25 protein-coding genes and 1 pseudogene are annotated in these 25,873 nt (G+C 68.4%); 10 read left to right on the forward strand and 16 right to left on the reverse strand.

Going from position 1 to position 25,873, the window contains the following annotated elements:
- Nucleotides 1-67: 67 nt before the first annotated feature.
- Entirely contained in the window at nucleotides 68-436 is a 369-nt protein-coding gene (locus ACFPMG_RS01850) for a c-type cytochrome (protein ID WP_376993547.1), read from the forward strand.
- A gap of 173 nt (nucleotides 437-609) precedes the next feature.
- Here ACFPMG_RS01850 and ACFPMG_RS01855 read toward each other — a convergent pair whose 3' ends face one another.
- The 10 genes from ACFPMG_RS01855 to ACFPMG_RS01900 all read right to left on the reverse strand — a co-directional run bounded on the left by ACFPMG_RS01855 (nucleotide 610) and on the right by ACFPMG_RS01900 (nucleotide 11,677).
- A complete protein-coding gene (locus ACFPMG_RS01855; RefSeq protein ID WP_376993548.1) occupies nucleotides 610-1,656 on the reverse strand; it encodes an NnrS family protein in 1,047 nt (348 codons plus the stop codon).
- 28 nt (nucleotides 1,657-1,684) lie between these two features.
- Nucleotides 1,685-2,401, reverse strand: a complete 717-nt coding sequence (locus tag ACFPMG_RS01860; RefSeq protein WP_376993549.1) for a cyclic nucleotide-binding domain-containing protein — start codon at nucleotides 2,399-2,401, stop codon at nucleotides 1,685-1,687.
- 22 nt (nucleotides 2,402-2,423) lie between these two features.
- Complete coding sequence (locus tag ACFPMG_RS01865; RefSeq protein WP_376993550.1) at nucleotides 2,424-2,621, reverse strand: twin-arginine translocase TatA/TatE family subunit; 198 nt, start codon at nucleotides 2,619-2,621, stop codon at nucleotides 2,424-2,426.
- 27 nt (nucleotides 2,622-2,648) lie between these two features.
- Nucleotides 2,649-3,635 carry an FAD:protein FMN transferase gene (locus ACFPMG_RS01870; RefSeq protein ID WP_376993551.1) on the reverse strand — a complete coding sequence of 329 codons (987 nt, stop codon included), beginning with the start codon at nucleotides 3,633-3,635 and terminating at the stop codon, nucleotides 2,649-2,651.
- The gene (locus tag ACFPMG_RS01875; RefSeq protein WP_376993552.1) at nucleotides 3,632-4,231 is read right to left on the reverse strand and encodes a nitrous oxide reductase accessory protein NosL; all 600 of its coding nucleotides are present in this window, start codon (nucleotides 4,229-4,231) and stop codon (nucleotides 3,632-3,634) included. Before ACFPMG_RS01875 ends, ACFPMG_RS01870 begins: the two co-directional genes overlap by 4 nt.
- Nucleotides 4,231-5,061, reverse strand: a complete 831-nt coding sequence (locus ACFPMG_RS01880; RefSeq protein ID WP_376993553.1) for an ABC transporter permease — start codon at nucleotides 5,059-5,061, stop codon at nucleotides 4,231-4,233. Before ACFPMG_RS01880 ends, ACFPMG_RS01875 begins: the two co-directional genes overlap by 1 nt.
- Nucleotides 5,058-5,927: an ABC transporter ATP-binding protein gene (locus ACFPMG_RS01885; RefSeq protein WP_376993554.1), complete on the reverse strand. Its 870-nt coding sequence runs from the start codon at nucleotides 5,925-5,927 to the stop codon at nucleotides 5,058-5,060. The genes ACFPMG_RS01880 and ACFPMG_RS01885 overlap by 4 nt, the downstream gene beginning before the upstream one ends.
- The gene (locus ACFPMG_RS01890; RefSeq protein WP_376993555.1) at nucleotides 5,924-7,291 is read right to left on the reverse strand and encodes a nitrous oxide reductase family maturation protein NosD; all 1,368 of its coding nucleotides are present in this window, start codon (nucleotides 7,289-7,291) and stop codon (nucleotides 5,924-5,926) included. Before ACFPMG_RS01890 ends, ACFPMG_RS01885 begins: the two co-directional genes overlap by 4 nt.
- Before the next feature lie 140 nt (nucleotides 7,292-7,431).
- Nucleotides 7,432-9,375, reverse strand: a complete 1,944-nt coding sequence (nosZ, locus tag ACFPMG_RS01895) for a TAT-dependent nitrous-oxide reductase (protein WP_376993556.1) — start codon at nucleotides 9,373-9,375, stop codon at nucleotides 7,432-7,434.
- Nucleotides 9,376-9,427: 52 nt separating this feature from the next.
- Nucleotides 9,428-11,677: a 4Fe-4S binding protein gene (locus ACFPMG_RS01900; protein ID WP_376993557.1), complete on the reverse strand. Its 2,250-nt coding sequence runs from the start codon at nucleotides 11,675-11,677 to the stop codon at nucleotides 9,428-9,430.
- Between the two features lie 229 nt (nucleotides 11,678-11,906).
- Between ACFPMG_RS01900 and ACFPMG_RS01905 the strand changes: the two genes are divergently transcribed.
- Nucleotides 11,907-12,809 (forward strand): ferritin-like domain-containing protein, encoded by a 903-nt coding sequence (locus ACFPMG_RS01905; protein ID WP_376993558.1) that lies wholly within the window; start codon nucleotides 11,907-11,909, stop codon nucleotides 12,807-12,809.
- Between the two features lie 6 nt (nucleotides 12,810-12,815).
- Here the strand turns inward: ACFPMG_RS01905 and ACFPMG_RS01910 are convergent, their stop codons facing one another.
- The 4 genes from ACFPMG_RS01910 to ACFPMG_RS01925 all read right to left on the reverse strand — a co-directional run bounded on the left by ACFPMG_RS01910 (nucleotide 12,816) and on the right by ACFPMG_RS01925 (nucleotide 17,470).
- Nucleotides 12,816-14,738, reverse strand: a complete 1,923-nt coding sequence (locus ACFPMG_RS01910) for a nitric oxide reductase activation protein NorD (RefSeq protein ID WP_376993559.1) — start codon at nucleotides 14,736-14,738, stop codon at nucleotides 12,816-12,818.
- 21 nt (nucleotides 14,739-14,759) lie between these two features.
- Nucleotides 14,760-15,572, reverse strand: a complete 813-nt coding sequence (locus tag ACFPMG_RS01915) for a CbbQ/NirQ/NorQ/GpvN family protein (RefSeq protein WP_376993560.1) — start codon at nucleotides 15,570-15,572, stop codon at nucleotides 14,760-14,762.
- 76 nt (nucleotides 15,573-15,648) lie between these two features.
- Complete coding sequence (locus ACFPMG_RS01920) at nucleotides 15,649-17,001, reverse strand: cbb3-type cytochrome c oxidase subunit I (protein ID WP_376993561.1); 1,353 nt, start codon at nucleotides 16,999-17,001, stop codon at nucleotides 15,649-15,651.
- Nucleotides 17,002-17,017: 16 nt separating this feature from the next.
- Nucleotides 17,018-17,470 (reverse strand): c-type cytochrome, encoded by a 453-nt coding sequence (locus ACFPMG_RS01925; protein ID WP_014199532.1) that lies wholly within the window; start codon nucleotides 17,468-17,470, stop codon nucleotides 17,018-17,020.
- Nucleotides 17,471-17,811: 341 nt separating this feature from the next.
- Between ACFPMG_RS01925 and ACFPMG_RS01930 the strand changes: the two genes are divergently transcribed.
- The 7 genes from ACFPMG_RS01930 (at nucleotide 17,812) to ACFPMG_RS01960 (ending at nucleotide 23,520) form a co-directional block, all read left to right on the forward strand.
- Nucleotides 17,812-18,048 (forward strand): hypothetical protein, encoded by a 237-nt coding sequence (locus tag ACFPMG_RS01930; protein WP_376993562.1) that lies wholly within the window; start codon nucleotides 17,812-17,814, stop codon nucleotides 18,046-18,048.
- On the forward strand, nucleotides 18,021-18,686 hold the full coding sequence (locus ACFPMG_RS01935; protein ID WP_376993563.1) for an amino acid ABC transporter permease: 666 nt from the start codon (nucleotides 18,021-18,023) through the stop codon (nucleotides 18,684-18,686). Before ACFPMG_RS01930 ends, ACFPMG_RS01935 begins: the two co-directional genes overlap by 28 nt.
- Before the next feature lie 36 nt (nucleotides 18,687-18,722).
- Nucleotides 18,723-19,478 (forward strand): amino acid ABC transporter ATP-binding protein, encoded by a 756-nt coding sequence (locus ACFPMG_RS01940; RefSeq protein ID WP_376993564.1) that lies wholly within the window; start codon nucleotides 18,723-18,725, stop codon nucleotides 19,476-19,478.
- 11 nt (nucleotides 19,479-19,489) lie between these two features.
- Nucleotides 19,490-20,329, forward strand: a complete 840-nt coding sequence (locus ACFPMG_RS01945) for a substrate-binding periplasmic protein (RefSeq protein ID WP_376993565.1) — start codon at nucleotides 19,490-19,492, stop codon at nucleotides 20,327-20,329.
- Nucleotides 20,330-20,423: 94 nt separating this feature from the next.
- On the forward strand, nucleotides 20,424-21,494 hold the full coding sequence (locus ACFPMG_RS01950) for an arginase family protein (RefSeq protein ID WP_376993566.1): 1,071 nt from the start codon (nucleotides 20,424-20,426) through the stop codon (nucleotides 21,492-21,494).
- Nucleotides 21,495-21,615: 121 nt separating this feature from the next.
- Nucleotides 21,616-22,809 carry a hydantoinase/carbamoylase family amidase gene (locus tag ACFPMG_RS01955; RefSeq protein ID WP_376993567.1) on the forward strand — a complete coding sequence of 398 codons (1,194 nt, stop codon included), beginning with the start codon at nucleotides 21,616-21,618 and terminating at the stop codon, nucleotides 22,807-22,809.
- 135 nt (nucleotides 22,810-22,944) lie between these two features.
- Nucleotides 22,945-23,520: a helix-turn-helix domain-containing protein gene (locus ACFPMG_RS01960; RefSeq protein WP_376993571.1), complete on the forward strand. Its 576-nt coding sequence runs from the start codon at nucleotides 22,945-22,947 to the stop codon at nucleotides 23,518-23,520.
- Nucleotides 23,521-23,787: 267 nt separating this feature from the next.
- Here ACFPMG_RS01960 and ACFPMG_RS01965 read toward each other — a convergent pair whose 3' ends face one another.
- The gene (locus tag ACFPMG_RS01965; RefSeq protein ID WP_376993568.1) at nucleotides 23,788-24,540 is read right to left on the reverse strand and encodes an SDR family NAD(P)-dependent oxidoreductase; all 753 of its coding nucleotides are present in this window, start codon (nucleotides 24,538-24,540) and stop codon (nucleotides 23,788-23,790) included.
- 317 nt (nucleotides 24,541-24,857) lie between these two features.
- On the opposite strand from ACFPMG_RS01965, the gene ACFPMG_RS01970 reads away from it, so the two are divergent.
- Entirely contained in the window at nucleotides 24,858-25,784 is a 927-nt protein-coding gene (locus tag ACFPMG_RS01970) for a LysR substrate-binding domain-containing protein (protein WP_376993569.1), read from the forward strand.
- Here the strand turns inward: ACFPMG_RS01970 and ACFPMG_RS01975 are convergent.
- Nucleotides 25,781-25,873: pseudogene (locus ACFPMG_RS01975) on the reverse strand (IS5/IS1182 family transposase); the annotation flags it as partial. The gene ACFPMG_RS01970 and the pseudogene ACFPMG_RS01975 sit on opposite strands and share 4 nt — an antisense overlap.

Below are 25,873 nucleotides of genomic sequence, written 5' to 3' on the forward strand. Positions count from 1 at the left end.
TGTCCGTCGGACCGTCGCTCCCGCGCGGCCCGGCTGACTTTTGAGTCCGCTTAAAGAGGAAACCCCTATGAAGCGCATGTTTGCCCTGCTCGCCTTCGGGCTGGTCGCGTCGTCCCCCGGCCTTGCCGCCGCGCAGGACGCCGATGCCGGCGCGAAGGTGTTCAACCAGTGCAAGGCCTGCCACACCATCGAGGCCGGCGGCCCGAACCGCGTCGGCCCCAACCTGCACGGTGTCGTCGGCCGCAAGGCCGGCTCCGTCGAAGCCTACAAGTATTCTGACGCCATGAAGAACGCCGGGGCCTGGGACGAGGCGACGCTCGACGCCTATCTGGCGGACCCGAAGAGCGCCGTCCCCGGCAACAAGATGGCCTTCGCCGGCGTGAAGAACGAGCAGGCCCGCAAGGACTTGATCGCCTTTCTGAAAAAGAACAGCTGACGACATCGTCGCGTTTTCCTTGGCGGCTTGACCGCCGTCAAGGATGGGAGGGCAAGCCGCCGCTAGGATAACCGCACAATCGTTGATCGATTGCGTCCCCGCTGGACGAGTACCCTCCCGTTTTTCTGCCCCTTTCAAGCCCATCGGCTCTCCGCCGGTGGGCTTTTTTCCTTTCAAGGGCGGCCGCGGACGAGAAGGTGGCCGAAGGCGGCCAGGAACAGGATCGCCGCCGCGCTCCAGGCGCCGGCCGCGGCCAGCAGCCACAGGGAGCGCTCCTCTCCCGCCGCCGCGGCACCCGCCCGCAAGGCAACGGCGAGCGCGGTGAGCGCGTAGCAGCCCGTCACCACCGCCGACCGCCCGAAGGCGTTGCCGGCGTGCTTGCGGATCATGCTCGACATCACCGCGAAGCCCATCAGCCCGAGCGCCCCGACCGTCCAGAGATGGACCGCCATGCTGGGCGACGCCGCCACGGCGGCGAAACCCAGCGGGACGCAGGCGTAGGCTGCGTGCACGGCGAGGACCGATGGCCGGTCGAGCGTCCGCCAGCCCCGCCATTGCAGCAGCCGGGCCGTCTGCATCAGCGCGGCGAGAAGGCTTGCGGCGGCCGTCGTTCCCGAATCCGGTTCGCCCAGCCAGCCGGCCAGCGCGCAGGCGGCGGCCAAGGCGGCGGCGCGCTCGAACCAGGGACACTCGGTGAACAGCGCCGCCTTGCTGGACAGCCCCAGGTGGGTGGCGGTCAGGCTCGGCGCGATGCGCCCGCCCAGCACCATGACCAGCCCGAGCGACAGCGCCAGGGCGGACGGGACGGCGTCGCACAGCGCCGCCCCGGCCAGCGCGCCGACCAGGGCCGCGACGACGGCGTTGCGCCGGTCCCGTGCGGCGGCGACCGGTGCGGTCACGAGAAGGGCCAGCGCGGCGAGGAACGGCGCGTGCGCGGGGACCACCCAGGGCGACAGCGCCCGTCCCGCCAGCCAGAGCGGCACGAGGAGCGGCCAGAGGCGCCCGCCGACCAGCGGCCGCGCGGTCCAGCGCGGCAGGGCGGTGCGCAGGAATCCCGCCATCATCGCCGGCAGAGTGCCGAACAGCAGCGCCCGCCCGTGCCACCCCGGCAGGTCGGCGATCACGTTGGAGACGTTCCAGCCCAGGAGCGCCGGCACCCACAGCCCCACCGCCAGCAGCGCGTCCAGGGCGGTCAGCAAGAAGAAGGGACGGAACGGCACCGTCAGGCCCCGCTCCGCCTTGGCCGGATCATGAGGTGTGATGACCGTTGGGATGGCCGACGTTGCAGTGCCGCCGAAGCTGCTCGACCGACCGGACCCGGACGGTGTTGCCGATGACGTGCAACTGGTGCGGGGAGAGCTTGGTGAAGGTGCGCGACAGCTGTTCCGGCGTCATGCCGAGGCGGCTGGCCAGCACGCGCTTGCTGACCGGCAATTCGACCGTCGCGCCGTCCTCCGCCTCGTCCTGAGGCGACGGATCGACCTGCGACAGGATGAAGGCGGCGAGCCGCTGGGTCGTCGTGCGCAGCTTCAGATTCTTGACCTCGCGCACCAGACCGCGGCACTGCCCGACCAGCGTGCTCATCACCCGCAGCGCCAGCGCGTGGTCGCGGGCGACCTGCGCGCGCAGAACGGGAGCGGCCAGCATCAGAATCCGCGACGATTCCAGCGTCCGTGCCGACATCAGGTACGGCGCGTCGGCCAGGACCGCCGCCGGCACGAAGCAGTCGCCGGGGCGCACGATGTCGATCACCGTCTCCTGCCCCACCTCGTCGCAGCCGGCCAGCATCGCCGTGCCCTCGACGAGAATGTGCAGGAAGTCGGGGATCTCGCCTTCCGCGAACAGCCGTGTCTCGCGCGGGAACCACTGGAGAAGCGCCCCGTAGGTCAGCGCCTCCAAGGTCTCGTCGGCGACTCCCTCGAACAGCGGGAGGTCGCGCATCAGCGTCAGGGCGCCCTGTCTCATCGTCCCGGCTCTGGTGTCGCGGTCAGGCTTCGGAGGCGGGCTTGCGCGACGCCTCAACGAAAATCGGGGCGGCGTCGGACTCATCGTCCTTCAGGCCGGCCTTGAAGGACTTCACGCCCTTGGCGAGGTCGCCCATGACCTTGGGCAGCTTGCCCGCCCCGAACAGCAGCAGGACGAGCAGCAGGACGATGGCCCAATGCATCAGGCTGAAACTTCCCATGACGATGGTCTCCTGGATGAAGGACGGTCAGGCGCGCAGCGCGAGGACGCTGCCGTCGTGGCGGGTGAGGCGGGCGGCGGTGCCCGGAAAACGGTCGAGGAGGACGGCGGCCCGCGCTTCCGGCGCGACCGACAGGGCGGTGGACAGGGCGTCGGCGGTGGTGGCGTCGGGGGCGAGCACCGTGACCGCCAGCCATTCCTGTGCGCAGCCGCCCGTCGCCGGGTCGAACAGATGGGTGAAGCGCCCGGCGGGGTCGAAGGGCGTGCCGTAACCACCGGAGGTCGCCACCGCCCGGTCCGCGATCTCCAGCGTGCCGGCGTTGCGGCCGTCCACGAGCGGATCGGCGAGGCCGACCGACCAGGGGCGGCCCGAGGGATGGTGGCCGAGCGCGCGGATTTCGCCCAGGTCGACCAGCACGTCGGTCATGCCCTCCGCCCGCAGCCGTTCGGACACGCGGTCGGTGACGTAGCCCTGGGCGATGCCGTTCAGCGTCACCGCCATGCCGCGCCCGGCGAAAGCGACGCGGCCCGGTTCGACGCGAAGCTTGCGGTGATCGACCAAATCCCTGGCCGCGCGGAGGACGGCCTCCGGCGGGCCGGCGGGATCGGCGCCGGGGCGGGCGAAATGGCCGGCGTAGAGCTGCCACAGCGGCTGCACGGTCGGGTCGAAAGCGCCGTCGGTGCGGCGACTGAAGGCCGCGGCCTCGGACAGCAGCCGGACCAGATCGGCGGGCGGCGCGTCGAGAACGCCGTCGCGGTTCAGGCGGGCCAGCGCCGAATCCGTTTGGTAGAGGCTGAAGACCCGCTCCAGCCTCGCGACCTCCTCCAGACACAGGGCGATCAGCCGGTCGGCCTCGGCGGGGTCCGGGTGCGCCAGCTGGAGGACGGAATCCGCCCCCAGCGCGACCCCGCGCCACGTCCGCACCGGCACGCCCGCCGCGCGGAGGCCGCCGGGCAGCAGCGCCAGCCCGGCGGCCGTCGCGGCGATGCCGAGAAAGCGGCGGCGGGTGGTCATGGCGTGCCTCCATGCCCGGCGCCGTGGCCGCCACCATGATTGCCGCCCTGCTCCGCCGGCTCGTCCGCTGCGGTCTGTTCGGAGGGAAGCGTGGGATGCAGGATCTCGTCCTCGGTCACCTCGGCGAAGCGCTTGATCCGACCGCCGTTGTCGGCGGCGAAGCGACGGGCGGCGGCCTCGTCGCCGAAGGGGAAGGGCTCGGCCTCGCCCATGCCGCCGCGCTGGCGGCTGCCCACCACGTACCAGGCCTTGCGCGCCTCGATCCAGACGGTCAGGTCGGGCTTGCGCGGATCGGCCGCTTGCGCGACGTCGGTCACGTAGATGGCGCGGACGTCCTTCTCCTCCTCCGGCAGCATGGTGAAGGCGAAGGTGTCGCGGACCGAGGACAGCCAGACCGGGCGGTCGCGCCCGCCGACCAGGATCTGCCCCTTCGGGCCGGGATGGTCGGCGAGATTCATGCCGCAGTAATGGCCGATCGCGTCGGCGGTGATGGCGACGGGCGGCGGCGGGGCGGTCTCCGCCTTCTGCTGCTGGCAGGCGGACAGCGGCAGCAGCAGGCCGACGGCCAGCAGCGTGGCTCTCAGGGAGGTGTTCATCAGATCTGCCTTCTGGAAAAGAGGACGGCGGCCAGCGCCAGCGGTGCGGCGACCCAGCCGGCCAGCACGGCCAGCAGGACGGAGGCCGACACCTGCACCTGCGCGGCCAGCCCGGCGGTGCCGGCGAACTGGCTGACGCTCTTGAAACCGGTCAGATTGAAGAGGCGGAAGGCGTCCGCCGGGTTGGCGAGCAGCAACCCGTTCAGCAGGCCGGCGTTCACCGTCTTCCCGCCGTCGGCCACCAGCAGCCCCAAAAGCGCCATGTCGTAGAGCAGGACCAGCACCAGCCAGATCGCCACCGCGATGCCCGCCGCCGTGCCGCGGTCGCGGACCAGCGTGGAGGCGAGGTAGCCCATGGCTGTGAAGGCCGCACCCAGCAGGACGCTCGATCCGATCATCGCGGCGAAGGCGCGCCAGCTCTCCGGACCGATCTCGGTTCCGCCCATCGCCAGCGCCACTCCGGCGGCGCCGTAGCCCAGCACGGTGGCGAAGGCGATGATCGCGGCGTGGCCGAGGAACTTGCCGATCAGCACCTGCCAGCGCGCCACCGGGTAGGACAGCAGCAGCGTCATGGTGCCGCGGTCGATCTCGCCCACCACCGCGTCGAAGGACAGCAGCAGCGCGATCAGCGGCAGCAGGAAGATGGTCAGGCTGGACAGGCTGACGATGGTCACCTCCACCCGGCCGACGCCGACCGTGCCGGTCGGGGCGGCGCCCAGGAAGCTCAGCGTCAGCGCCAGCGCCGCCATCAGCAACGTGGTGGCGACGACCCAGCGGTTGCGCAGGCCGTCGCGCACCTCCTTGGCGGCGATCGTCAGAAGCGTGTTCATTCCGCAGCCTCCCGGCGCTGGAAGTGGGCGTACATCTCGTCCAGGCTCGGCTGGACGACCTCGATGTCGGCAAGCTCCGGCCCTTCACAGGCGATCTGGCGGAGCGTCGCCACCTTGTCGTCGTTGGCGCAGGTCGTCTCCACCACCTCGCCGGACGGCAGGGTCAGGCGGATGCGCACCGGCAGCTGGGCCAGCCCGCGCAGCGTGGCGAGCGAGCCGTCGGCGACCTTGCGCCCGCGGTTCATCACCACGACGCGGTCGGCCTGCCCCTCTAGTTCGGTCAGGGCGTGGCTGCACAGCAGGACGGTGGTGCCGGCGTCGCGCAGGTCCCGCACGATCTCGTAGAAGCTCTGGCGCAGCGCCGGGTCGAGGCCGGTCGTCGGTTCGTCCAGGAACAGCACCTTCGGCCCGCCGAGCAGCGCCTGGGCCAGCGCCAGCCGCTGCCGCATGCCCTTCGAATAGGTGCCGACACGGCGCTTCACCGCGGCGGGCTCCAGCCCCACCCGCTCGAACAGCGCGTCGTTGCCATCGCGCGAAACCCGCTTCAGCCGGGCGTAGAAGTCCAGCGTCTCGCGCCCGGTCATGCTGGGGTGGAAGGCGACGCTTTCGGGCAGGAAGCCGACCTGCCGGCGGATGTGCGAGGCGGCCGCGCTCGCCGGGTCGCCGCCCAGCACGCGGATGCCGCCGGCGGTCGGCGTGGTCAGCCCGAGCATCAGCTTGATCAGCGAGCTCTTGCCGGCGCCGTTGTGGCCGACCATGGCCACGCATTCTCCGGCGGCGAGGTCCAGATCCACCTCGCGCACGGCGAATGCGTCGCCGTAGCGCTTGGAGACTCCCTCCACACGGATGGTCGGTGTGTCGGTCATTGGGCGTTCCTTTCCGCCGTTTGAGGCCGTGCCGAAGACGGCGGCGGGTTCATCAGAGGGGCGCTGTCGATCACGCCGCCGGGGTGCAGCGCCGGGAACTGCTTCTGCGCCCAGCGGATCACCTGCACGCCGGGGCTGTTCATCAGCAGCTTTGCCGCCGGATAGGCCCACATCACGCGGTCGACGACGTCGTTGGGACGGTAGGCCTCGTCGGCGACGCCGTCGCCGTTCAGGTCGAAGGCGGCGTTGTCGGACCAATAGTTGCCGCGCCCCTTCTCCGACCAGTCGAGGTGACGCGTCCCGACATACTTGACCTGGGTGCGGTTGCCGATGAAGGCGTTGCCGGTCAGCGTGTTGCGTTCCGACCCGGCGGTGAAGTGCACGCCGATCTCGCAGCCCTCGAACCGGTTGCCGGTGAAACGGTTCTTGTTGGCGTTGTAGATGAAGACGCATTTCCAGGTGCCGGTGCGCTGGCCCTCCACCGGGCCGTCGGTCGCCACCGGCATGTCCTTGTCGGCCACCACCTCCACCGGCGCCGCCTGCTCGGGCGACAGATGGCCGTCGATCACGTTGCCCTCGATGAGCGCGCTGTTGGCGTAGTTCAGCAGCAGCCCATGTTCCCGGTCGCCCTGCGAGCGGTTGTTCCGGATCACCAGGTTGTTGGAATACATGATCGCGTAGCCGACATGGTTGCCGACCGACAGGTTGTCCGACACCTCGGACTCGTTCGTGTACATGTAATGGACGGCGAAGCGCACCCGCTCGAACCGGTTGCGGGCGAACAGGTTCTTCTTCGACGTCGTGGTGAAGATGCCGTCGCGCCCGTCCTGGACGCGGTTGTCCACCACCTGCGTGCCCGGCGCGTTCCACAGCTGGATGCCGTTGCCGCGTTCGGACAGGCGCAGGTCGGTGCGCCCGACGACGTCGTTGCGCTGGACCATCACGTCATGGGCGCCCCAGACATAGATACCGATCAGGTTGTCGCGCAGCCGGTTGCCCTCGATCACACCGCGGTGCGCCTCCTTGCCCAGGAAGATTCCGGTGTTCTGCTCGGACAGGCTGATGCCGGAATTGCGGACCTCGACGTTCCGCACGGTCACGTCGGGGGCGAAGACCGTCACGGCGTTCCCCGCCCCTCCCCCGTCGATGACGGCCCCCGGCTCGCCGAGCAGCGTGACCGGCTTGCGGACCACGACGGGGCCGGGGTGCGTGCCGGGGGCGAGGACGAGCGTGTCGCCAGGCATCGCCGCGGCGAGCGCGCCGTCCAGCCCGCCCGGCGCCACCGTCACCGTGGCGGCGCAGGCCGTCCCGGCGGCGAAGACGAGCGCCACGGCGAGGAGGGGGAGTGGAGAGTGGTGGGGCATCTTGTAAGTCCTGGTCCAGGGCTGTTGCCCCCACCCTCCCGCTTCGCGGGTCCCTCCCTCCCCCGCTTCGCAGGGGAGGGCCGAAATCCCCTCCCCCGCTCAGCGGGGGAGGGTTAGGGTGGGGGCAAGCGGCGGGTGCCTCAGGTCGCGCGCGGCTCGACGATCATGCGGCCGCCCATCTCCATGTGCAGGGCGTGGCAGAACCACTGGCAATAGTACCAGTGCACACCCGGACGCTCGGCGATGAAGGTGACCGAGCTGGTCTGCTGCGGCCCGATCTCCATGGCGATGCCGTGGTTCGACAGGGTGAAGCCGTGGGTCAGATCGTCCACATCGTCCATGTTGGAGATGTAGAGCGTCACCTCGTCACCCTGCTTGACCGTGAACTCCTCAAGCCCGTAGGCCGGAGCGCGCTGCCACATGTAGACGCGGACCTTGTTGCCCTCGCGGATCACCTTGGCGTCGTCGTCCAGGTTGACGCCGTCCTTCTTGGCCTGCTGGCGGGCCTCCTCCCACATCGGGTCGTCGCGGGTGAAGACGCTCTTCGGGTTCAGCTTGGAACGGTGGACGATCAGCGTGTCGTGCGGCTCGGCGTAGGTCGGGCCGTCGTGCACCAGCTTCATCTCGTCGCCCGAGATGTCGATGAGCTGGTCGTTCTCCGGCTTGCTCGGACCGACGTTGAGGAAGCGGTCCTTGGAGAACTTGTTCAGCACCATCAGCCACTTGCCGTCGGCGTCCTTGGTCTGGCCCATGGAGGAGTGGGTGTGGCCCGGCTGGTAGTGCACGTCCAGCTTCTGGATGATCGGATCGACCTTCTCGCCCTTGTAGGCGCGCTTGGCCTTGTCGATGTTCCACTTCACGATCTGGCTGTCGAGGAACAGCGTGGTGTAGCCGTTGCCGCGCCCGTCATAGGCTGTGTGCAGAGGCCCGAGGCCCAGCTGCGGCTCTGCCACGATGACGTCCCGCGGCTTGATCTTGTCCTCGAACAGGTCGTCGAGCAGGCGGACGTCCATCACCGACACCGTCGGCGACAGCTTGCCGTTGATGGTGACGTGGATGCCGTCCGGCGCCGCGTTGACGCCGTGCGGGCTGTTGGGGATCGGGATGTAACGGGTGAAGGGCGAGCCGTGGCGGCCGTCCACCACCGGGACGCCGTGCATCACCTCGACCTTGCCGGCCTTCACCGCCTCTTCGATGCGCTTGATGTTGAAGACGACGATCCAGTCCTGCTCGTTCGCCGTCATCTCCGCGGTGGTCACGCCGCCTTCGGAGTTGTAGCAGGTCGAGAAGGCGTATTTGCCCTGGTAGTCCGCCTCGGTGTTGTCGAGGTTGCCGTCCACCCGGACCTGCCACGACACTTTCATGCTGTCGCCGTCGATGGCGGAGAAGTGCGTCCGGTAGTTCTTCGGGTCGAGGTTCTTGCCGTCGTTCGGCATCGGCACGAGCTGCTCGGCGTTTGCGAAGACGTAGCCGGTGCGCGGGTACTTCTGCAGGCGCAGTCCGTGGATCGCCGAGACGTTCGGAATGTCGATGATCTTATCGACCTTCATGATGTCGCAGCGGATGCGGGCGACGCGGGTGTTCGCCTTGTCGTTCACGAAGATGTAGCGCCCGTCGTAGGTGCCATCGGTGAAGGACATGTGCGGGTGGTGCAGGTCGCCGTTCAGCCAGGTGCCGCCGTGGTTGGCCAGATACTTCCGGTTCTCCTCGGTCAGACCCTCGGTCAGGATCTTGCGGCTCTCGTTGGTCAGGCCCCAGCCGGAGGCGCTGCAGCGGTTGAACACTGGGATGCGGTGCAGCTCGCGCATGCTGGGCAGGCCGAGGATGCGCAGCTCACCCGACTGGCCGCCGGAATGGAAGACGTAATATTCGTCGAGATCGCCCGGCTTGACCTCGTACTTCTGGTTGCTCGCCCCCGCGGCCGCGGCCGGCCCGGCGCCGAACAGCGCACCGCCCGCCGTGCCGCCGGCCACCGCACCGGCGATTCCGGCCAGCGCCGCCGCCTTGGCGGTGCCCCCGAGAAGATCGCGGCGGTTCACGCCCGTCCGCTCAACCTTGATGTTCGACGCTTTTGTGTCCGACATGGGTGAACTCCTTCGATGTCCCCTTACGGGGCTCTTGTTTCGACCTGGTGGGTCAAAGTCCTTCCGGCCGGGCGGACAGGTGCCCGGTGGCGGGATCGGTGGTCAGCACGGCGGCGCGGGGCTTGGCCTCGGCAACCGTGCCGGTGGGTTGGGTGGCGTCGCGGCGCTCCCGCTTCAGGCGCTTCTGGATCATGACCGGGCATTTGCGGTCGTGGTGGTAGAGCACCTGGCAGTGGAGGCACTGGATGCATTCGTTGGGGTTGATCGAGCCGTCGGGGTGGATCGCCTGGACCGGGCACTCGTTGGCGCAGCGTCGGCACGGGTTGCCGCATTCCTTGTAGCGGCGCAGCCAGTCGAACATCCGCATCCGGCCGGGGATGGCGAGCGCAGCACCCAACGGGCACAGGTAGCGGCAGAAGAAGCGCTCGATGAACAGGCCGGCGGCGATCAGGGCCACGGCGAACAGGACGAACCACCAGTCGCGGACGAAATGCAGGATGATCGCGGTCTTGAAGGGCTCGACCTCCGCCGCCTTCTCCGCCGTCGCCAGCGAGGTCAGCGACAGGCCGAACAGCAGCAGGAAGATCATGTACTTGATCGGCCACAGCCGCTGATGCAGCCCGAAGGGCACGGCGATCTGACGCACGCCGAGCTTCTTGGCCGCCTTGGAGGCCAGTTCCTGCAGCGCGCCGAACGGGCACAGCCAGCCGCAGAAGGCGCCCCGGCCCCAGAACAGCAGCGACGCGGCGACCGAGAACCACAGGATGAACACCAGCGGGTCCATCAGGAAATAGTCCCAGCGGAAGTCGGTGCGCAGCGCGTTGGCGAAAGTCAGCACGTTGACCACCGACAGCTGCGCCGTCGCGTACCAGCCGAGCCAGACCAGCGTGAAGACGAGGAACCCGGTGCGCACCCGCTCGTAGAGGGCCGGACGCTTCACGAGCTGGTCCTGGAAGAAGAAGATTCCGGTCAGCAGCAGGATCGCGCTCGCCAGAATAGCAACGTCGAACAGCCGGTTCTCCCAGATGCGCCGCCACAGCGGGATCTCGTCGGCCGCGTCCTGTTCCGCCAGGGCGGCGGACACAGGCGCCACCGTCGCGGCAGCGGCAGGAGCGGCCACCGGCTCGACCTTCAGGAACTTCTCCGGCGGCTGGTAGCCGAGGTCGAAGGTGACGAAGGCCTTGTCGAGCGCCGCGGTCGCGCGCTGGACCAGCAGCTGCAGGCGCCACGGATCGGCGGGGTTGAAGCCGGCCTCTTCGGGGATGACGAACAGGCCGATCTCGGGGAAATTCGGCGCGCCCGCCGCGGCCAGGGAGCCCAGGCGCTTGTGCAGACGGTCGCGAAAGCGGATGGCGCCCTCGTGCTGGACCAGCTCGAAGCGGTCGAAGATGCCGCCGCGCACATAGCCCGAGCCCTTGAAGGAATAGCGCCCCTGCCCCGCCACGACGATGGCGTGCTGGCCCGGCTTCAGCCGTTGCACCAGCGCCTCGTACTCCGCGTCGCCCAGCAGGGAGCGGCCGACGGCGGGAATGGTGGCGAGCGCGGCGTAGAGGTCGATGAAGCCGTCGTTCGGATCGCCGGCCTCGGGACGGGCGGCGGCCTCGGCCTTGCCGGTGCGCTCGAAGGCGGCGTTGACCTCGCCCACCGTCAGCGTCAGGCGGCGCACGGAGCCGTCGCCGACCAGCGTGGCCCAATCTTCCCGGTCCTTGGCCTCAACCCCGGTCTTGGACAGGTCGAGGCTGCGGGTCACCGTCGGCGCGGCCTCCGCCGCCCCCGGCGCGCCCAGCGCCTGCAACATCTTCTTGCCGGAGCGGATGATCGAATCGCCGATCACCATCACCGTCACGGTGGCGCCGGACACGATGTCCACCGGCGGGCTGGACGCGCTCTGCGAGGCCAGGGTCAGCACGTTCTTGCCAACGTAGCCGTCGATGAAGGCGTTGACCTTGGCCGGCGGGATGCCGATCAGGACGATGGGCTCGTGATGGTCGACCAGCTTCGCCCCGGTCACCGTGCCGTCCGGCGCCAGCCCGACCATCACATGGATCGGACGGCCCGAATAGCCGGTCGTGTTCACGAAGTCGGAGGTCAGGAAGGCGTGGCCGACCAGCGCGGCGCCCTTGTAGACGGGAACCAGCGGCGCGTTCGGCAGGGGGGCGCCGAAGCGGTCCGCCCCGGCGGCGAGATCGCCCGGCTGCACCGTGCCGAGATACCGCGCCAGCAGCGCTTCGGCCGCGTCCGCCGTGCCGAGACCGGCCAGCAGGATCAGCAGCCCCACCACCAGTGCGCGTGTTCCCCGCAAGAAGTCCGCAACCATCGCCCTTGCCTTGAAGTCTTGATCTTGATCAAGGAGCCGTATGCCCCGTTGACGCGCCCATGAGACCGCAAGTTCGGCCCGCTGTTCTTGACCGTCGTCAAGTCGCGGAAAAATGAAGCTGGACTATCCTCCTCCCCAGGCTCCGTACGATTGCTGATCGGGCGGAAATATCGATTGCATTTTAGGCGAAGTTCACTCGCGACCGGGGGTTTCCATGCCGTTGCTGCGCCACGAACCACAGGGTGGGGTCCGCTCGCTGGACGAGCTTCTGGGCATCGCGCTGGCGCTGGAGCAGGAGGCGGTGCGCCGCTACACCCAGCTGGCGGCCCTGATGGACCGCCGCGGCGAGACCGACACCGCCACCACCTTCCGCGCCCTGATCGCGGAGGAGCAGGACCATGTGCAGGCTGTGGATAGCTGGGCACACAGCCTCGGCCGCCCCGCCCCCGACGCGCCGGCCTTCCTCTGGCGCCTGCCGCCGGAAATCGCCGCCTCCTGGGAGGAGCTGACCGAGCGCACGCGGCTGACGCCCTATCAGGCGCTGTCGCTGGCGGTGGTCAACGAGCAGCGCGCCTTCGCCTTCTACAGCTACATTGCCGCCAGCGCCCCGGACGAGCCGATCCGCACCCACGCCGAGGCGCTGGCCCGCGAGGAACTTCGCCACGCCGCCCTGCTCCGCCGCGAGCGCCGCAAAGCCTTCCGCCGCGAACGGGGCCGGGCGGCGCACAAGCCGACCCGCGCGGACACGCCGGCGGAACTGGAACGGCTGGCCGTCGCCCTGCTGTCCGTCACCGCCGCCGAGTACGGCGCGCTGGCGGCGCGCCTGCTCGCCCTGGGCGATGACGACGGAGCCGCACTGCTGACCCGCATCGCCGGAGAGCAGCGGGCGCTGATCCCACCCGGTTCCGGCGCGGTGGTGTCGCAGGCCGCCGTTCCCGACACCGCCCTCGCTTGCCTGCGCGCGGCGGTCGCCGCCTCCGAACGGCTCGCCGAGGCCTTCGGGGATGTGGCGGCCCAGGCGACCGACGAGCTGGTCCTGACCGAATCCCTGCGCCTTCAGGAGGCCGTTGTCGGTCACCTCGCGCTGCTGGCGGAGCGGATCGATGCGAGGGGGTGAGGCGCGCTACCCCACCACCTGCCGGTACAGCGCCGGCAGCGCCTTGGTCAGATGCGTGACCTGCGGGAAGATCGCGTAGCCGCCCCGGCCGAACAAATAGGGGAAGTAATCGCGTGCCTCGGCGTCCACGGTGATGCCGAACAGGGCGATGCCCTGGCGGCGGGCCTCCTGGATCGCCACGCGGGTGTCCTCGATGCCGTAGCGCCCCTCGTAATGGTCCACGTCGTTGGGCTTGCCGTCCGACAGCAGGATCAGCAGACGGTGGCGGTTGGGCTGTTCCGCCAGACGCGCGGTGGTGTGGCGCAGCGCCGCCCCCATGCGGGTGTAATGGCCGGGCTTCAGCGCCTGGACGCGGCGCTGCACCCGGGCGCTCAGCGGCTCGTCGAACTCCTTGACCGTCTGCACCCGCACCCAGTCGCGCTTCTTCGAGGTGAAGGCGAAGATGGCGTGCGGGTCGCCGCAGGCGTTCAGCCCGTTGGACAGGGCCAGCAGGGCCTCCTTCTCGACATCCAGAACGCGGTGCCCGTCCACCCAGCCGTCGGTGGACAGCGAGGTGTCGACCAGCACCGCCACCGCCAGATCGCGCGCCGCGTTGCGCGCCGCCTGATAGACGCGGTCACTGCCCGCCCCGCCCGCGCGCTGGTCGGCGCAGCGGCGCACCAGGGCGGTGAGGTCGAGGTCGTCGCCGTCCGGCTGGCCGGTGAAGACCATGCGCTTCGGGCGCAGGGCCTCGAACTGGCGGCACACCTGCCGGATGCGGCGCAGCGCGGCCTCGTCGGGCGCCCAGTCCTCGCCGTCTTCCGGCGCCGGTTCGGCGACGACGCGGCAATGGGCGGGGTGGTAGGCGCGGCGGCGATGGTCCCATTCAGGATAGGTCAGAACCGCCGTCAACGGCGCCGCGTCCACGGCGGCGGGCGCCAGATCGAGATCGAGCTTCAGCCGGGTCGAAGGCTTGCGCTGATGCTGGGCGAGCGCGATCTCCTCCATGTCGTCGGCGGCCTGGCGGGCGGCGTCCTCGTCGTCGTCATCGACCGGGCGGGGGATGTTCAACATCTCCGCCAAACCGAAGATCTTCTCGAAACGGTTCAGGATCAGCGGGTCCTCGCGCTGCACCTGATCGCTGTCGCGCCGCGTCGCCTTCCGGCGCTGGCCGTCGCTTTCGGCGGAAGGGGCTGCGGTTCCATCCTCCGCCGCATCGGACGCAGCCGAGGCACCGGACGGCGCGGGACCCGAAACCTCGCCCCACAGCGGCACCGGCAGGAAAGGCTTGTAGCCGGCCGGAGCGGTGAAATGCTTCAGCGGAACCGTCCCGTCCAGAACCGCGCCGCCGTCGCCGGCGCCCAGCAGGGCCAGCACCGCCGCCTCCACCATCGCCTCGTCCTTCGGCAGGGAGCGCTTGGGCCGGACGGCGAGCAGCGCCGCGCACAGCTCACCATGCAGGCGAACCAATCCCGGCCAGCGCGCAAGAACCCGTACGGTGGTCGCCCGGGCCTGCCGCAGCGCCCGCACATCGGCCCGCAGCGGGTCGGCCCGCAGCGGATCGGCGGCAGCCTCGCCATCGGCCTCGGCGTGCGCGAAATAGGCGGCCAACCATTCGTAGAGACGCTCGTTCAGCGCCGCGTCGGGGAACACGTCGAGCACGGCGGGCAGTTGCAGCACGTCACCGTCCAGCGCCGGCCGCTCCAGCCGTTCGGTGCCGAGGCCGATGCGTTCCAGCACCGACAGCCGGTGGCCGGAGGACGCCCGCGCCGCGGCGGCCAGCCGCACGCCCCGGTCACCGCCCAGCCCGCGGAAGAACACCGCCAGCCGGGGCCGGATCGCCTCCAGCGTCACCGCGGCGTCCGGATGGTGCGGCAGGCTCGACCGGCCGCCGACCAAGCGGTGCCAGTGGCGGCCGATGAACTCCTCGGGCTCAAGCAGCGACAGCATGGTTCGTTTCCCTTGCTTCCCTTATCCCAGGGCGATGTCGGCGACGCGCAGAAGCGCCTGCCTTACGTCGGCGTCGTCGGTCAGCGGTTCGATCAGCGCGGTGCGGATGGCCCGCTCGGGCTTGACGCCGGAACGGATCAGCGTGGCGCAGTAGACGAGCAGGCGGGTGGAGACGCCTTCCTCCAGATCCTGGCCCTTCAGGGCGCGCAGCGCACCGGCCAGACGGACCAGCGGGGCGACGCGCTCCTCCGGCAGGCCGCTCTCGCGGGCGACGACGGCGGCCTCGTCCTCCGGCGCCGGGAAGTCGAATTCGATGGCGAGGAAACGCTGGCGCGTGCTGGGCTTCAGGGTCTTCAGGACGTTCTGGTAACCGGGGTTGTAGGACACCACCAGCATGAAGTCGTCCGGCGCCTCCAGCAGTTCGCCGGTGCGGTCCAGCGGCAGCAGGCGGCGGTCGTCGGTCAGCGGGTGGAGCACGACGGTCACGTCCTTGCGCGCCTCCACCACCTCGTCGAGGTAGCAGACGGCGCCCTCGCGCACGGCGCGGGTCAGCGGGCCGTCCGCCCACACCGTGTCGCCGCCCTTGAGCAGATAGCGGCCCGTCAGGTCGGCGGCGGTCAGGTCGTCGTGGCAGGACACGGTGTAGAGAGGACGACCCAGCCGGGCCGCCATGTGCGACACGAAGCGCGTCTTGCCGCAGCCCGTCGGCCCCTTCAACAGCAGGGGCAGGCGGTGGCGGAAGGCGTGCTCGAACAGCGCGCACTCGTCGCCGACGGCCTTGTAGTAAGGGATGTCGAGGTCGTCCGCGACGGCTTTCAGGGCGCTGCGGGTCATGGCGGTCTCCTCGGGAATGGAAGGCGGAATGGAACGGTCCCCTCCCCCGGTCCACGGAGGAGGGGAAAGGCTCCGGTCACTCGGCGGGCTGCACGGCCGCACCGATCCCGGTGGTCTTCCGGGCCGCGGGCACCGGCCCGAGCAGGGCGTAGAGGTAGAGAACGGCGCCGATGAACACCGCCGCACCGGCGGCCAGACGCACCCAGTAGAAGGGGGCGATCTCCGCCTGGACGGTCATGTAGTCCATGCCCATCACGCGCTGCAGGTGGACCTGCACGACCCCGGCGAAGGTCAGGGCGAAGGTCATCACGGACATGCCGCCGGTCATCAGCCAGAAGCTGGCCTTGTTGAGGGTCTGGTGGTAGGGCGCGACGCCGCGCAGATGCGGCATGGCGTAGCTGAAGATGGCGAGGTTGATCATCACATAGGCGCCGAAGAAGGCCAGATGCCCGTGCGCCGCCGTCACCTGAGTGCCGTGGGTGTAGTAATTGACCCAGGACAGCGTGTGCAGGAAGCCCCAGACGCCGGCACCGAAGAAGGCGGTCACCGCGCAGCCGACCGACCACAGCAGGGCGGCCTTGTTCGGGTGATCGCGCCCGCCCTTCAGCACCATCTTCACCGCGAAGACGACCATGAAGAAGAAGGGGGCGACCTCCAGCGTCGAGAACAGCGAGCCGATCCACTGCCAGTAGCCCGGCGTGCCGATCCAGTAATAATGGTGCCCGGTGCCCAGCAGGCCGGAGAAGAGGGCCAGCCCGACGATGGCGTAGAGCCACTTCTCGACGATCTCGCGGTCGACGCCGGTCATCTTGATCATCAGGAAGGCGAGGATGGAGGCCATCACCAGCTCCCACACGCCCTCGACCCAGAGATGGACGACGTACCACCAGTACATCTTGTCCAGCGCGAGGTTGGTCGGGTTGTAGAAGGAGAACAGGAAGAAGATCGCGATGCCCCACAGCCCCATCACCAGGATGTTGGTGATGACCGTGCGCCGGCCCTTCAGCACCGTCATGGAGATGTTGTAGAGGAACATCAGCGCCACGACGACGATGGCGACCTTGATCCACGTCGGCTGCTCCAGGAACTCCCGCCCCTCGTGGATGCGGAAGACGTAGCCGACGACGGCGGCCAGCGCGCCGAACATGAACAGGCCGAACTGGATGTAGGCCAGCTTCGGGCTGTGCAGCTCGCGCTCCGCCTCCTCGGGGATCAGGTAGTAGGCGGCGCCGAAGAAACCCATCAGCAGCCACACGATCAGCGCGTTCGTGTGGATCATCCGCAGGATGTTGAAGGGCAGCAGCTCCGACAGGACGTTGGGCAGCACATAGACCGTGCCGGCCAGCAGACCGACCAGGAGCTGAACGCCGAACAGGGCCAGCGCGCCGTAGAAATAGGGCAGCGCGACCTTTTGCGATTGGTATTTCATGGCCTTTCGTCCTTCGTCAGCCGGAAATCTTGGGCGGCCAGTTCTGGGTGTTGATGCGGCTGGTCCACTCCAGGAAGGCGGCGAGGTCGTTGACCTCCTGCTCCGTCAGGTGGAACTGCGGCATCTGCCGGCGGCCCTCGATGCCGCTGGGCTGGGCGGCCATCCAGCCGGCCAGGGCGGCGCGCGCTCCCTCCGGGTCCTTGTCACCGCCGTAGCGGATCCAGACATTGCCCAGTTCCGGCGCGAAATAGGCGCCCTCGCCCAGCAGCGTGTGGCAGTTGATGCAGGAATTCTTCTCCCACACATGCTTGCCGCGGGCGACGCTGTCGGTCAGCCCCTTGCTGTCGGTGCCGGTGTTGACGACGTAGATGTGGCTTGCCGCCGTCAGCGAGACGAAGGCGGCGAAGAAGAAGAGCGATCCGCCGTAAAAGATGTTTCGGGCGGCCGCTTTGGTGAAGCGTTCCGTCATGCGTTCGTTTCTCCTGGGTCAGGCCCCCTTGTCAGACCTTCGTGGAACGGAGGGGCCTTGAGTGGCGTTGGCCGTGCGCCATGCCGGAGAAAGTTGACTGATTTGGTGCGACTATCCTTGACGGCGGTCAAGCGGACGGCCGCATCACGACCGTGAAGGAAACCGCAGACGTCCTGCGGCCGGACGTCCAGTCCCAGGGCGTCACAATCCCAGGGCCGGCTCTGCCCTGAAGGGCAACTCTTGTGTCGGTTGGTGTCGGTACAAGGGCTCCCTGGCTTCCGTGAGGTCCGAGGTGGGCACGCGCTGTTTCCGGATCGGTCTGGAAGAACGGCGGTGCTTCAATGATGCGTGACGCCAAGGTGCCGCTGGCGGTGAGCGGCGATGAAGGCGGCCCGTTCTGCAACCTGGCATTGATTTCCGCAGCAATGCGATACCGGCGGCCCTACGCACTGCGAAACCCCATTGACAGTGCCAAACCAATCAAGCATTTTGAATGGCATTCAAAATTAGGTCTGGCGACAAAGCCAAACCATGAACAGGGGCAGCGTCGATGGGTTATCAATGGCAGTTTGCCATAATACTTGAGTATTGGCCAATTTTCGCGCGCGGTGCCATTACGACTCTCCAGATAACGTTAGTGTCATCTGTCATCGGTTTGTTCATAGGCCTACTGGTCGGCGTGAGCCGCGAGTCGTCTGGTGTCTTCGTCAGATCCGTAACATCCGTCTACGTCGAGATGATTCGCGCAACTCCGGCGCTCGTACAGATTGTTTGGCTCTACTACTGTTTTCCGATCATCTTCGGCTACCAACTCAGCGCGATGACCTCGATCATCATCGCTCTCGGCATCCATTCCGGGGCCTATGTGTCGGAGATCGTGCGGGCCGGCATCAACGCGGTGGACACCGGCCAGTTTCTTGCCGCCAAGTCCATCGGCATGAACCACTTCAAGGCGCTCCGCCGCATCATCCTGCCGCAGGCCGGGCAGAAGATGATCCCGCCGCTGATCAACGAATTCGCCAACCTGATGAAGCTGACGACTCTCGGATCGATGATCGCGGTTTACGAGCTTCTTCAGGAATCCAACAACCTCATCGCCACGACCTACCGTCCGCTTGAGGTCTACACCTTCCTGGCGATCTTCTTCTTCATCATCACCTATCCCTGGATCTGGTTGTCGCAGCGCCTGGAACGGCGCCTGAAGATGCGGGCCTGACCGATCCTCGCACGATCCCCCGGTGGAGTTTCCCCAATGCTGCGCATCACCAACCTCGGGAAGAGCTACGGCAGCGCGCGCGTCCTGAGCGGCATCAATCTCGACGTGCAGCCCCACGACGTCGTGGCGATCATCGGACCCAGCGGCTCCGGAAAGAGCACGCTCTTGAAATGCATCAACTTTCTGGAACGCTACGACGAAGGCGAGGTCCGCTTCGGCGATGAGCTGGTCGGCTACGTCGAGGCCAACGGCCAGCGGCGGCTCGCCACCGAGCGCCAGACCAACCGGCTGCGCGCCGAAATGGGCATGGTCTTCCAGAACTTCAACCTGTTCCCCCACATGACGACGCTCCAGAACGTCATCGAGGGGCCGATCCAAGTCAAGGGCATCACTCGGGACGAGGCGGTCCGCCACGCCGAACAGCTCCTGGCCAAAGTCGGGCTGGCCGACAAGCGCGACGTCCGCCCGACCAAGCTGTCGGGCGGGCAGCAGCAGCGCGCCGCGATCGCGCGCGCCCTGGCGATGCGCCCTCGCCTGATGCTGTTCGACGAACCCACCTCGGCGCTCGACCCCGAACTGGTCGGCGAGGTGCTGACCGCCATGCGCGAACTCGCCGCCGAGGGCATGACCATGGTGATCGTCACCCATGAAATGAGCTTCGCGCGCGACGTCGCGAGCCGGGTCGTCTTCATGGAAGGCGGCCGAATCGTCGAAGAGGGACCACCAGGCAAGATTTTCACCAACCCGGACAACGCGAGGACCCGCGCGTTCCTTGCCCGCGTCCTGCATTGAAGAGGCTGAACATGTCCGCATTCCGCACGCTGATCTCGTCGCTGGTGGTTGGCGCCCTGGTGACCTTCGGCGCCGTCAAGGCCCAGGCCGCCGGTGAGGTCGAGAAGATCGTCCGGCAGGGCGAGCTGAAGATCGGCTACATCCCCTCCCCGCCCGGAACCGCCAAGGACCCCAAGACGGGCGAACTGACCGGTTTCTACGTGGACGCGGCGCGCGCCATCGCCGAGCAGATGGGCGTCCGCCCGGTCTTCATCGAGACGACCTGGGCGAACTTCGTCGCCGGGCTGCAGGCCGGCCAGTTCGACATGTCCATCGGCGCGACCTTCGCCACCGTGAAGCGCGCCACCGTCGTCGACTTCACCAAGCCGATCTTCTATCTCGGCAGCGTCGCCGTGGTGAAGAACGACGAGGCGCGCTTCGCCTCGCTGGCCGACATGAACAAGCCGGACGTGCGGATCGCCGTGGTCCAGGGCACCGCCGCCGAGGACTTCGTGCGCCGCACCATCCCCAACGCCAAGCTGACCTCGCTGGCCGGCGGCAACCTGACCGCGGGCTTCATGGAGGTGGCGGCCGGCCGCGCCGACGCCAGCTTCGAGGATCTGTTCACCGCCACCCGCTTCACCGAACAGCAGCCGGGCGTGAAGATGCTGTTCAACGACCGGCCGGTGAATTTCCTGCCGATCGCCTGGACCGTCCGCAAGGGCAACAGCGAGCTGCAGTCGGTCCTCAACGTCGGGCTCGACAACCTGCTGACCTCCGGCCAGTGGGACGTGATCGCCGCCAAATACATCACCGGCGGCCGCTACGTGAACGAGCCCGCCCTGCGTGAATTCCCCAAGCAGGCCCCCTGATCCCCACGGCCGGATGGCCCCGCCCGTCCGGCCCTCCGCCCCCGCGCAAACGCCGCGGCCGCCCGAAGAACCCCCGAAGAGGACATCTGCGTCCATGCCGCATTACCCGAGCTGGCAGGATACCCTGGCCGGCAAAACCTGGCGCACGACCCACTTTCCCCGCATCAAGGCGGACATGCCGACCTTCCTCGGCGTTCCCTACGCCATCCGGGACGAGGATCTGGCCGGCGCCGACGCCGTCATCATCGGCGCGCCCTTCGCCGCCGGCTGGGGAACCAAGTACAGCGGCGTCGACAAGGCCGAATGGCTGGCCGCCACCGTCCGCGTCCGCCAACAGTCGATCCGCTACCGCGGCGGCTACGTGCAGGACTTCGACCTCGACATCTTCGAGCATCTGAAAGTCGTCGATTACGGCGACGTCGACATCCCCCTCGAGGCCAGCTACGAGGGCACGGTCGAGCGCATCCTGGAGGCGCAGGAAGGCGTGGAGCGCAAGGTGAAGGCGGCGCTGGCCGCCGGTGCCGTGCCGATCGTCATCGGCCAGAACTCGCCCTGCGCCTCCTACGCGATCGGGCGGCCGGTGGCCGAGCATGTGAAGGGGCCGGTCGGCATGATCAGCCTCGACACCCATTGGGACTGCTGGCCCTACGACTGGGCCACCATGAACGACCACATCGCCGGCTCGACCAACTGGAAGGACAAGCTGTTCCGCGACTGCCCCAGCTACGCCATCCGCAATCTGGTGGAGATCGGCGAGCGCGGCATGCTGGAGAATCCGGAGATCGTCCGCCACTACCTCCGCAACGGCGCGTGCTTCATGCCGATGTGGAAGATCCGGACGGAACTGGGCATCCAGGGCGTGATCGACAACCTGCGCCACGCTTACGACGGCACGGCCGGCGTTTATGCCCATTTCGACATGGACGTGCTGGGCGGCGCCGGTCCGACCGAGGGCGACATCCTGGGCGAACTGGCCGAACCGATCGGCATGACCGACTACGAGGCGATCCGCATCGCGCACGAGGTCGGCAAGCGCGGCTGCGACGGGCTGTCCTTCCTGTGCATCCCACCCGGGTCGGCGATCATGTACCGGGTCATCGTCTACGCGGTGACCTACTTCCTTGCGGGCCTCGCCATGCGCAAGGCCGGCCAGACCGGACCCTGACGGGCCCGGCGGAGGGAGGCGGCGCCCGGCACGCTCCCCTCCCCTTCCCACCGACCCCCTTTCTACGAACTTTGCGAAGCGCTCCGTCCGTCGGCGGCGGACGCGCTGGGATTTCCGATCAATGTTCAACGTCAATGGCGACGCCGTTCTGACGACCCTGCGGACCCTGGCGGGATTCGGCGCAGCGGGGTCCGGCGTGTGCCGGCCCGCGCTCTCACCGGCGGACATGGCCGCCCGCCGCTGGCTGGCCGGCGAAATGGAGAAGACCGGTCTTACGGCGACCATCGACGCGGTGGGCAACGTGTATGGCGCCGCGCCCGGCACCAGCCGGTCGGTGCTGATCGGGTCCCATTCCGACAGCGTGCCGACCGGCGGCTGGCTGGACGGCACGCTCGGCCTCGCCTATGGGCTGGAGATCGCCCGTGCCTGGATGAAGGCCCGCCCCGGCGCGCCGGTCGGCATCGACCTGATCGACTTTTCCGACGAGGAAGGCCGGTTCCTGAGTTGCCTGGGCAGCCGCTCCTTCTGCGGCGACCTGCCCGGCCTGCCGGACGGTTTCGCCGAGGAGGCGGCGGCCGCCGGCTTGGGCACGGCCCAACACAGCCGTTTGGACCCGCAACGGCACCGCGCCTTCTTCGAGGCCCACATCGAACAGGGGCCGCGGCTGGAGGCCGCCGGGCTCCCCATCGGGGTCGTCACCGGAATCTTCGGCATGCGACGCTACGCGGTCCGGTTCGACGGCCGCGCCGATCATGCGGGCACGACCCCGATCGCGCTGCGCCGCGACGCCGCCCGCCTGCTCTACCGTTTCGCCGACGCCTGCCACCACCGCTTCCGTCAGACCGGTTCGACGGACAGCGTGTGGAATCTGGGCAAGGTGTCGCTCCAGCCCGGCGCCGTGAATGTGGTCGTCGAGCGGGGGGAGCTTCTCTTGGAGATCCGCGACCTCGACCCCATGGCGCTGGACCGGTTGAGCGCCGCGCTGGCGGCGCTGGTCGGCGAGTTCGACGGGCAGGAGGGGGTGCGGGTGTCGTTGCAGGAAGCCGGGCGTCTGGCTCCGGTGTCGCTCGACGCCGAACTTCAAGGGCTGGTCGCCGACGGCGCCGCCGCCCTCGGAGCACGGTCGATGCCGCTGCCGAGCGGGGCGATCCACGACGCCATGGTGCTGGCGCGGAACGTCCCCACCGCCATGCTGTTCGTGCCGAGCATCGGCGGGCGCAGCCACACCCCGGTGGAGGACACGCGGGCGGAGGAGATCGTGCTGGGCGCCCATGTGCTCGCACAGGCCGTTTTCGCCTTTGCCGAGAGCCTGTGAACGGCCCCTCCCGACACCGCATCGCTGTGGCGGAGGTTGGTCCGGGAGGATAGGATGGCGGCCTTCGGAGACTGCGCCGAGGCAATTCGGCACGGTTTTCGGGAAAAAGAGCGCGGAGTGTGAAAGTCGGGGATGATGCAGGACGAATTGCTGTCCGAGAATTTTGGCAGACGGCTCCATGAGCTGCGCGTGGCACGCAAGATGACCTTGTCGAGCCTGGCGAAAAGCTGCGACTGCTCGGTGGCGCTGCTGTCGAAGATCGAGAAGGGCAAGGCCCGGCCGTCGCTCAACACGCTGCATAGGATCGCCACGGCGCTCGACACCAACATCGGAAACCTGCTGCCGACGGAGCGGGTCCAGCCCGCCATCATCGTCCGGAAGGGGGATCGCCCCATCCTGTCCGACGGTCTGCTGCGTGGGCGGGACGGTGTGCAGCTCGAAGCGCTGTCCGTGCTCGCCCCGGGCAGCTCCTTCCAGGTGAACATCCATCATGTGGCCGTCGGGGGACGCTCCGATGGCTGCATCACCCATCCGGGCGAGGAGTTCGTCTATGTGCTGGCGGGTGAAATCGACCTGATCCTGGGCGACGAGGTCACCCGGATTTGCGCGGGGGATTCGGCCTTCTTCGCATCGGAAATTCCTCATGGCTATTCCAATCCGGGCAGCGTTCCGGCTGCGGTTCTCTGGCTGAACTCTCCACCCACCTTCTAGATGTTCAGTCCCCGGGTCCTTGTGGAGGTTCTCGACCGGCCCGTGACCGCCCGGGATGACCACCGCGTCGCAGAGGTCGGGGTCGACCTCCGCCAGGACCTGCGGCCGTTCGAGGCTCGCCGCATTGCGGGCGAGATAATCGCGGTGGCGATCGGCCGCTATAGATCGAGCCGTCGCTGCGGGTTCACCTATCCGCCGCGGACAGGACCATCAGGATGCACGTCATCGCTGTTCTCCGTCTTGCATGCTTGGCGTGGAAGGGCGGAATCAAATGTTCTGGCCGCCAGAAACCTCGATGCGCTGGGCGGTGATCCAACGGTTTTCGGAGCCCAACAGGCTCGCCACCGCCGGACCGATGTCGTCGGGCACACCGACCCGGCCGAGGGCGGTCATCGCAGCGAAGGCCTCGTTGTAAGCCGGGGTGTCACGCACCGCACCACCGAGGAAGTCGGTCTCGATGGCTCCGGGCGCGATCGTGTTGGCTGTGATGCCGCGGGCGCCGAGTTCCTTGGCCAAATAGAGCGTCAGGATCTCGACGGCGCCCTTGGCCGCCGAATAGGCCGAAAAACCGGGATAGGACACCCGGGTCAGGCCGGAGGAGAAGTTCACGATCCGGCCGCCGTCCGCCAGCAGCGGCAGCAGGGCCTGGGTCAGGAAGAAGACGCCCTTCACATGGACGTTGAAGATCTGGTCGAACTGCGCCTCGGTCGTTTCCGCGAAAGCGGCCATCTCCCCGTGGCCGGCGTTGTTGATCAGGTGATCGAAGCGGTCCCGACCCCAGCCGTCCAGGGTGGAGCGGACGCGCCCGGAGAAGGTGGAAAAGCCTGACGCATCGGCGGTGTCGAGCTGGAGCGCCGCCGCCCGCCGCCCAAGCCCCCGGATCTCGGACAGGACGGCCTCCGCCTCCGCCGCTTGGCTGCGGTAGGTGAGGATCACGTCGCCGCCGCGCCGTGCGATGCTGAGGGCGGTGTTGCGACCCAGGCCCCGGCTGCCGCCGGTCACGATCGAGATGGTGGTCATTGCAGGTCTCCTGTTGCCGGCCCTATTGCCGAGCGGTGGGTTGGGCCGCCGTTGGCCGGCGGCGGGACGTCGTCGAGCGCTCTCTCGGAGCCGTCTCCGAATCCGCGGTGGGGGCGAAGCAGCGCACCGCCGCAGGCGCTGTCGAAGAAGAGTGCGGACGAAGGACACGAAGCGCCGCCGGCGGAGGCGGCCCGCCACCGGCCGGTCATGCCCGGGCGGCAACGATTGCGTGTCTGCATCACCTTGATAGCCAACCGCTTGCCGCCGGGGAACGACTTCGTTTATGTATCGTCCATACCTTTCAGGCATGACCCCGGATGGAACTCCGTCACCTCCGCTACTTCGTCGCCGTGGCCGAGGAGGGCAGCCTCACGGTGGCCGCCGAACGGCGTCTGCACACGGCGCAACCGTCGCTGAGCCGTCAACTGCGCGACCTGGAGCTGGAGGTCGGCGCCCAGCTCCTGGTGCGAAGCTCCCGCGGCGTCGCACTGACGCCGGCCGGGCGCGCCTTCCTGGAGCATGCCCGGCTGGCCTTGCAGGCGGCGGCCGATGCGGTTGCCGCGGCGCGACGGGCCGTCCGCCCGCCCAAGCCCAGCTTCTCCGTGGGTTTCCTGACCGGACAGGAAGTCGAATGGCTGTCGCACGTCACCCATGTGCTCCGCGGCCAGTTGAAGGACATCGACTTCCGGGTGTCGAGCGACTTCTCGCCCAACATCGGCGAGGCCATACAGAGGGGCGAGATCGACCTCGGTTTCTGCCGGCTCGAACCGCAGCCGGAAGTCTCGTACAAGGTCATCGCGCATGAGCCGATCCTGGTCATCCTGCCGGGCGAACATCCTCTGGCCGCCTGCTCCGCCATCGACGTGCGCGACATCGATCCGGCATCTTTCATCGGCTACACGGATACCCCGCATGTGCTGCGCGGCATCGTGGACCGCTATCTGCGGGAGCGCGGCGTCGTCGTGTCGCCGGTCCACGCCCTCGACGGCATCGCCACCGGGATCTCGCTGGTGGCGTCCACCGGCGGGGTCACGTTGCTGCCCGCCTATGTGGAGCCCCTGCTGCCGCGCTCGCTGGTCAGCCGGCCGCTCATTGGCAACGCGCCGGTGATCGAGATCGCCGCGGGCTATCGGGCGGACAACCCCTCACCCATCCTGCGGGTCTTCCTGGAGAACATCGACCAGTTCACCGCTTCCAGAGCGAAACCCGCTGATCGCTCAGTCCGGAACACTCAGAGCGCCTAACAGAACCATTTCTGGACGAAGCGCCAGCAGATGAGGCTGGCGGCGATGTGATGGAAGGCGGTGAAGATGTCGGCGCGCCGCTCGTAACG

Source organism: Azospirillum himalayense, from assembly GCF_042657465.1.
GTDB classification, from domain to species: domain Bacteria; phylum Pseudomonadota; class Alphaproteobacteria; order Azospirillales; family Azospirillaceae; genus Azospirillum; species Azospirillum himalayense.

Excerpts from the sequence above, each read along its gene's own strand:
- ACFPMG_RS01890 (WP_376993555.1), bottom strand. The coding sequence starts at position 7,291 with ATGCCCCACCACTCTCCACTCCCCCTCCTCGCCGTGGCGCTCGTCTTC.
- ACFPMG_RS01940 (WP_376993564.1), top strand. The coding sequence starts at position 18,723 with ATGCTGCGCATCACCAACCTCGGGAAGAGCTACGGCAGCGCGCGCGTC.
- ACFPMG_RS01970 (WP_376993569.1), top strand. The coding sequence starts at position 24,858 with ATGGAACTCCGTCACCTCCGCTACTTCGTCGCCGTGGCCGAGGAGGGC.
- ACFPMG_RS01915 (WP_376993560.1), bottom strand. The coding sequence starts at position 15,572 with ATGACCCGCAGCGCCCTGAAAGCCGTCGCGGACGACCTCGACATCCCT.
- ACFPMG_RS01945 (WP_376993565.1), top strand. The coding sequence starts at position 19,490 with ATGTCCGCATTCCGCACGCTGATCTCGTCGCTGGTGGTTGGCGCCCTG.
- ACFPMG_RS01850 (WP_376993547.1), top strand. The coding sequence starts at position 68 with ATGAAGCGCATGTTTGCCCTGCTCGCCTTCGGGCTGGTCGCGTCGTCC.
- ACFPMG_RS01865 (WP_376993550.1), bottom strand. The coding sequence starts at position 2,621 with ATGGGAAGTTTCAGCCTGATGCATTGGGCCATCGTCCTGCTGCTCGTC.
- ACFPMG_RS01885 (WP_376993554.1), bottom strand. The coding sequence starts at position 5,927 with ATGACCGACACACCGACCATCCGTGTGGAGGGAGTCTCCAAGCGCTAC.
- ACFPMG_RS01955 (WP_376993567.1), top strand. The coding sequence starts at position 21,616 with ATGTTCAACGTCAATGGCGACGCCGTTCTGACGACCCTGCGGACCCTG.
- ACFPMG_RS01930 (WP_376993562.1), top strand. The coding sequence starts at position 17,812 with ATGATGCGTGACGCCAAGGTGCCGCTGGCGGTGAGCGGCGATGAAGGC.
- ACFPMG_RS01965 (WP_376993568.1), bottom strand. The coding sequence starts at position 24,540 with ATGACCACCATCTCGATCGTGACCGGCGGCAGCCGGGGCCTGGGTCGC.
- ACFPMG_RS01935 (WP_376993563.1), top strand. The coding sequence starts at position 18,021 with ATGGGTTATCAATGGCAGTTTGCCATAATACTTGAGTATTGGCCAATT.
- ACFPMG_RS01875 (WP_376993552.1), bottom strand. The coding sequence starts at position 4,231 with ATGAACACCTCCCTGAGAGCCACGCTGCTGGCCGTCGGCCTGCTGCTG.
- ACFPMG_RS01870 (WP_376993551.1), bottom strand. The coding sequence starts at position 3,635 with ATGACCACCCGCCGCCGCTTTCTCGGCATCGCCGCGACGGCCGCCGGG.
- nosZ (WP_376993556.1), bottom strand. The coding sequence starts at position 9,375 with ATGTCGGACACAAAAGCGTCGAACATCAAGGTTGAGCGGACGGGCGTG.
- ACFPMG_RS01905 (WP_376993558.1), top strand. The coding sequence starts at position 11,907 with ATGCCGTTGCTGCGCCACGAACCACAGGGTGGGGTCCGCTCGCTGGAC.
- ACFPMG_RS01880 (WP_376993553.1), bottom strand. The coding sequence starts at position 5,061 with ATGAACACGCTTCTGACGATCGCCGCCAAGGAGGTGCGCGACGGCCTG.
- ACFPMG_RS01925 (WP_014199532.1), bottom strand. The coding sequence starts at position 17,470 with ATGACGGAACGCTTCACCAAAGCGGCCGCCCGAAACATCTTTTACGGC.
- ACFPMG_RS01950 (WP_376993566.1), top strand. The coding sequence starts at position 20,424 with ATGCCGCATTACCCGAGCTGGCAGGATACCCTGGCCGGCAAAACCTGG.
- ACFPMG_RS01960 (WP_376993571.1), top strand. The coding sequence starts at position 22,945 with ATGCAGGACGAATTGCTGTCCGAGAATTTTGGCAGACGGCTCCATGAG.
- ACFPMG_RS01920 (WP_376993561.1), bottom strand. The coding sequence starts at position 17,001 with ATGAAATACCAATCGCAAAAGGTCGCGCTGCCCTATTTCTACGGCGCG.
- ACFPMG_RS01910 (WP_376993559.1), bottom strand. The coding sequence starts at position 14,738 with ATGCTGTCGCTGCTTGAGCCCGAGGAGTTCATCGGCCGCCACTGGCAC.
- ACFPMG_RS01860 (WP_376993549.1), bottom strand. The coding sequence starts at position 2,401 with ATGAGACAGGGCGCCCTGACGCTGATGCGCGACCTCCCGCTGTTCGAG.